The organism is Halopseudomonas salina (genome assembly GCF_008641105.1).
Window position 1 is genome coordinate 126,412 of sequence record NZ_VTTI01000002.1, and the last position, 5,905, is coordinate 132,316.

The window sequence follows — 5,905 nt, forward strand, 5'->3', positions numbered from 1 at the left end:
ATCCAAGATCCATCGGTTACATGCTCAAGCGGCTGGAGCGTCAGGTCGAGAAATTGCCTTCGCCGGGCAACTCGCCGTATCGCAACCTGGAGAAGCGGCTGATTATTCAGGCGACCAGCCGATTGCACCTGGTGGATATCGATATGCTTGCCGATCTGGAGCATTCCGAGTCCGCCCGAGAAGCTCTGACATGCTTGCTGGATGATCTGATCGAGCCCATGTCTGCGTTGTCGAATGCAGTCTCCCACAGTCATTTCAGCCATGTCGAAGCGCCTCGCCAGTTGGTCACCATGCAGCATGGCAACAACACCCGAGTAGAGTAAATTTCCATGAGATTCCAGCTGCGCCACACCACGCGTTACGAATACAGCAGCTCTGCCAGTCTAAGTCATAACGAAGCTCGCATTCTGCCTCGCAATCTTGCGTGGCAGCATTGCAGCAAGTCGCAAGTTGAAATTTCTCCCGCGCCCGTACGTATGCGCGAGCGTACTGATTTCTTCGGTAATCGGGTGGTGTATTTTTCCCTCGAGGCGCTGCATGATGAGCTTCAGGTTAGCGTCACCAGTGAAATAGAGACGCGCCCACGACCGACCCAGGACTTCTTCTCGACCATCGCCTGGGAGCAGGCGGTCAGGGACACCACAGCCGACCCGCGATTCAGCAACCGTGATTGCCTGGATGCACGCCTCTATGTGCTCGACTCACCCTTTGTGCATCAGCATGAAAGCCTGGCGCGCTATGCGCTGGATAGCTTTCAGCCCGGACGCAATATGCTGGATGCGGTACTGGATCTGAATCTGCGCATATTCAACGAGTTTGCCTACGACCCGGACTCTACAACTGTCGCAACGCCACTCAGCGAGGTGTTGGCCAACAGAAGGGGGGTGTGTCAGGATTTTGCCCATCTGGCTATTGGTTGCCTGCGATCGCTCGGCCTGGCTGCACGCTATGTGAGCGGTTATATGGAAACCCTGCCGCCGCCTGGCCAGGAGAAGCTGGTCGGTGCCGACGCTACCCATGCCTGGATAGCCGTTTTCATCCCGGGCTGGGGCTGGCTGGAGATAGACCCCACCAATGGCTGCACCCCTGATGAGCGCTATATCATCCTCGGCTGGGGTCGCGATTTTGCCGATGTCACGCCCCTCAAGGGGGTGATGACCGGAGGCGGTGAGCACAAACTGACTGTGGCAGTGGATGTAATCGCGCTGAAAGACGAACTCGACCTGGTGGCTAACGCGTTCTGACACCCGGGCGGTTCGAGCTCCTGCTCGTACGCAGGTATCAGCCAACGCGAATGTTCCAGACTGAGCTTCTGAGCCTCTGCAACGCTTTCATCGAGCAGGAGCTCGACGATCCCAGGATGCTGAGACTTTCCCCAAGTAGGAATGCGTCGTTCCTGAACGCAAAAACCCCGGCCTAGGCCGGGGTTTTTGTTGGTGCGTACAGCAGATAGTGCGGCTTACATATTCGGGTAATTCGGGCCGCCGGTACCTTCTGGTGCTACCCAGTTGATGTTCTGCGAAGGATCCTTGATGTCACAGGTCTTGCAGTGCACGCAGTTCTGGGCATTGATCTGGAAGCGCTTCTCACCATCGTCCTGAGTGACCACTTCGTATACGCCGGCCGGGCAGTAACGCTGCGCTGGCTCGTCGTACAAAGGCAGGTTGGTGCCGATCGGGATGCTGGGATCCTTCAGGGTCAGGTGAACCGGCTGGTCTTCTTCATGGTTGGTGTTGGAGATGAACACCGAAGACAGCTTGTCGAAGCTCAACACACCATCAGGCTTGGGATAGTTGATCTTTGGCGCTTCGGAGGCCTTCTTCATGCACGCATAATCGGGCGTCTTGTCACGCAGTGTCATCGGTATCTTGCCACCGAAGATGTTCTGGTCGACAAAGTTGAACGCACCACCCATGAGCGCGCCGAATTTGTGGATCGCCGGGCCGAAGTTGCGTGAACCGAACAGCTCTTCATACAACCAGCTGGACTTGAACTTCTCCGGGTAGGCAGTCAGTTCATCTCCACCTTCACCGCCTGCCTTGAGCGCTTCAACGATTGCGTCAGCAGCGAGCATGCCGGACTTCATTGCGGTGTGGTTACCCTTGATCTTGGCGAAGTTCAGGGTGCCCAGATCGCAACCAATCAACGCGCCGCCGGGAAAAACCATCTTCGGTAGCGAGTTCAGGCCACCCTTGCAGATCGCGCGAGCGCCGTAGGAAACGCGCTTGCCGCCTTCCAGGTACTGCTTGACCACGGGGTGATGCTTGAGACGCTGGAATTCATCGAAGGGAGACAGGTGCGGGTTGGCGTAGGACAGGTCGACGATCAGACCCACCAGTACCTGGTTGTTCTCGGTGTGGTACAGGAAGGAGCCGCCGGTGTTTTCGTTGCCGGTCACTTCCAGGGGCCAGCCTGCCGTGTGTACAACCAGACCTTCTTCATGCTTGACCGGATCAATGTCCCAGATTTCCTTGATACCGATACCGTAATGCTGGGCATCGGCCTCGGAGTTCAGGTCGTAACGCTTGATCAGCTGCTTGCCGATGTGGCCACGGCAACCCTCGGCGAACAGAGTGTACTTGGCACGCAGTTCCATGCCAGGGGTGTAGAAGCCTTCCTTCGGATTGCCTTCACGGTCGACACCCAGGTCACCGGTCAGAATACCGCGAACAACGCCATTCTCATCGATCAGCGCTTCCTGTGCGGCAAAACCGGGATATACCTCAACGCCCAGATTCTCCGCCTGTTCGGCCATCCAGCGGCACAGGTTACCCAGGGAGATAATGTAATTACCTTCGTTGTGCATGGTCTTGGGGACCAGCATGCCGGGGAGCTTGACTGACTTGTCTTCGCCGGTAAGCATGTAAATGTCGTCACGGGTAACCGGGACATTCAGCGGAGCGCCAAGCTCTTTCCAGTCAGGAAACAGCTCGTTTAGGGCGCGTGGCTCGAACACGGCGCCGGAGAGGATATGCGCACCCACTTCGGAACCTTTTTCTACTACACATACGCTGACTTCCTGGCCGGCTTCGGCGGCTTGCTGCTTGATGCGACAAGCGGCGGCGAGACCCGAAGGCCCGGCGCCCACGATGACAACGTCAAACTCCATGAATTCGCGTTCCACTATGTATCTCCTACTCTAGGCCAGATCTGAAATCGATTATGTGAGTGATCTTCCGTGATCGTTTAGCCGGAAAGTATAACAGCCTGCCGTACCTGCTCCAAATGCGTAATAAGAACGGCATATGTTATGCAATGCGACCTTTGGGTCAGGTTAGGGGGAAGGACTCGAGTCGGTAGCCATTTTCGTCCACTTTCAGACACCATCCTGCGGTGTCCCAATCGCCAAGCACAATGCGCTGCGCCGGCTTACCGTCTATCACTAGTTGATGAATGGCGGGGCGATGAGTATGGCCATGGATCAGGGTCCGCACCCCGTGTCTGCGCATGGTTTCGGCTACCTGGCCGAGGTTGACGTCGGTTATATCGCTGGGTTTCTGGCGGGTCTGCTCCCGGCTTTCATTACGCAATTTACGTCCGATCTTCCGGCGTTGGGCCAGCGAGAGGTTACGCAGAACGAACAGGCTTACCGGGTTGCGCAGCAAGCGCCGCATCTTCATGTAAGCCAGGTCGTCGGTACACAGGCTGTCGCCATGCATCAGTAACACCTGCTCACCATTTATTTGCACGATATGGGGGTCGGGCAGCAGTGTGCAGCCCGCAGCACGGCAAAAACGCCTACCCAGGAGAAAATCCCGGTTGCCATGCATGACATATATACGGGTCCCTGTCCCCGACAGCTTTGCGAGGGCATTGATGACCTCGTTCGCCAGCGGACTCTGCTCGTCGTCGCCCAGCCAGACCTCGAAAAAGTCGCCGAGAATATACAGCTCATCGGCCTCGCGGGCGCGGGTGTCGAGACAATGCAGAAACGCCCGGGTTATATCCGGGCGTTCTGGTTGCAAATGCAGATCTGAAATAAACAGATAGCGCATTGATCTGCCTTATTCGGCCAGTTCCGCGCGCTCGATGATGACGTCTTCGGCGGGTACGTCCTGGTGGCCGGCGCGCATGGTAGTGGGAACCGATTTGATCTTCTCGACCACATCCATACCTTCGCTCACCTTGCCAAATACCGCGTAACCCCAGCCCTGCACGGTTTCCGCGCTGTGGTTGAGGAAGTCATTATCAGCTACGTTGATAAAAAACTGCGCGCTGGCAGAGTGCGGCTCCATGGTGCGGGCCATGGCGACAGTGCCGATGCTGTTGCTCACGCCATTATTGGCTTCGTTCTTGATCGTCGCGCGGGTGTCTTTCTGCTTCATGCCGGGTTCAAAACCGCCGCCCTGAACCATGAAGTTGGGTATCACGCGATGAAATATGGTGTTGTCGTAATGGCCGTCGCGGACATATTGCTTGAAGTTCTCGACCGTTTGCGGCGCCTTGTCTTCGAACAGTTCCAGGGTGATAACGCCGTAATTGGTGTGCAGCTTAACCATTTGCTCAGTCCTCGGGCTTGATTTGAATTCTGCTTGGCGCCAATACGCATACTGCGTTCAGGCACTTGACACTTTGCGGTATGATAAGCGTTTTGGCCAACATGGCCTAGCCAAAATCCGTGACGCCCCGGCGGCTTCACCCGTACCGAGTCTTGCAAATCCTATGAACAAACCGGAAACCACCGCACCCGCACACTTCCTGCGCCAGCTTGTACGCGCCGATCTGGAGAGCGGCAAACATGACAGGATTGTCACCCGTTTCCCGCCTGAACCCAACGGCTACCTGCATATTGGCCATGCGAAGTCGATCTGTCTGAATTTCGGCCTGGCCGACGAATTTGGCGGTGATTGCCATCTGCGCTTTGACGACACCAACCCTGCCAAGGAGGAGCAGGAATACATTGATGCTATCAAGCAAGATGTAGAGTGGCTGGGTTTCCAGTGGAAAGGCAATATTCGTTATGCCTCGGATTATTTCGATCAGCTGCATGCCTGGGCGATCGAGCTGATTCGCGCGGGAAAGGCTTATGTCTGCGATCTCAACTCCGAGCAAGCGCGCGAGTATCGCGGGAACCTTACCGAAGCGGGCAAGAACAGCCCGTACCGTGACCGTAGCGTCGAAGAGAACCTCGATCTGTTTGCGCGCATGACCGCCGGCGAGTTCCCCGATGGTGCCAAGGCTTTGCGGGCCAAGATCGATATGGCCGCGCCGAACATGAATCTGCGTGATCCGATTCTCTACCGTATCCGCCACGCTCACCATCACCAGACCGGTGACAAATGGTGTGTGTATCCCAGCTACGATTTTACCCACGGCCAGTCCGATGCAATCGAGGGTGTGACCCACTCGATCTGCACCCTGGAATTCGAGGATCACCGTCCCTTGTACGAGTGGTTCCTGAGCAATCTACCGGTGCAGGCCCAGCCGCGGCAGTATGAATTTGCCCGTCTCAACCTCAATTACACGGTCACAAGCAAGCGTAAGCTGAAACAGTTGGTGGATGAGAAGCATGTAGACGGTTGGGACGACCCGCGCATGTCAACGCTAAGCGCCTTTCGCCGCCGCGGTTATACCCCAGGCTCCCTGCGTGATTTCTGCGAGCGGATCGGCGTAACCCGTTCCGATGCGGTGGTTGATATGGGCGTGCTGGAATTCTGTATCCGCGATGACCTGGATGCCAACGCGCCGCGCGCCATGTGCGTTTTGCGTCCGCTCAAGGTAACCATTACCAACTACCCCGAGGGCCAGGTTGAAGATTTGCACCTGCCACGTCATCCAAAGGCCGATATCGGTACCCGCGAGCTGCCGTTCAGCCGCGAGATCTACATTGACCAGGATGACTTCATGGTCGATCCGCCCAAGGGCTACAAACGCCTGTTGCCCGGTGGTGAAGTGCGCCTGCGTG

Annotated in this window: 6 protein-coding genes; 3 read left to right on the forward strand and 3 right to left on the reverse strand. The window is 56.6% G+C overall.

Translation table 11 applies throughout. From position 1 onward, the window contains the following. Positions 1–323, forward strand: a 323-nt coding sequence (locus FZF01_RS04035) for an alpha-E domain-containing protein (RefSeq protein ID WP_223825380.1), incomplete at its 5' end; no start/stop codon positions are given. Positions 324–329: 6 nt separating this feature from the next. Then, complete coding sequence (locus FZF01_RS04040; protein WP_150276869.1) at positions 330–1,244, forward strand: transglutaminase family protein; 915 nt, start codon at positions 330–332, stop codon at positions 1,242–1,244. A gap of 215 nt (positions 1,245–1,459) precedes the next feature. Here the strand turns inward: FZF01_RS04040 and FZF01_RS04045 are convergent, their stop codons facing one another. The 3 genes from FZF01_RS04045 to FZF01_RS04055 all read right to left on the reverse strand — a co-directional run bounded on the left by FZF01_RS04045 (position 1,460) and on the right by FZF01_RS04055 (position 4,499). Beyond that, on the reverse strand, positions 1,460–3,124 hold the full coding sequence (locus FZF01_RS04045; protein ID WP_150276870.1) for an electron transfer flavoprotein-ubiquinone oxidoreductase: 1,665 nt from the start codon (positions 3,122–3,124) through the stop codon (positions 1,460–1,462). Positions 3,125–3,269: 145 nt separating this feature from the next. Beyond that, positions 3,270–3,995 (reverse strand): UDP-2,3-diacylglucosamine diphosphatase, encoded by a 726-nt coding sequence (locus FZF01_RS04050; RefSeq protein WP_150276871.1) that lies wholly within the window; start codon positions 3,993–3,995, stop codon positions 3,270–3,272. 9 nt (positions 3,996–4,004) lie between these two features. Continuing rightward, positions 4,005–4,499 (reverse strand): peptidylprolyl isomerase, encoded by a 495-nt coding sequence (locus FZF01_RS04055; protein ID WP_150276872.1) that lies wholly within the window; start codon positions 4,497–4,499, stop codon positions 4,005–4,007. 163 nt (positions 4,500–4,662) lie between these two features. On the opposite strand from FZF01_RS04055, the gene FZF01_RS04060 reads away from it, so the two are divergent. After that, positions 4,663–5,905 (forward strand): glutamine--tRNA ligase/YqeY domain fusion protein (locus tag FZF01_RS04060; protein ID WP_223825381.1); only part of this gene is annotated, 1,243 nt, incomplete at its 3' end.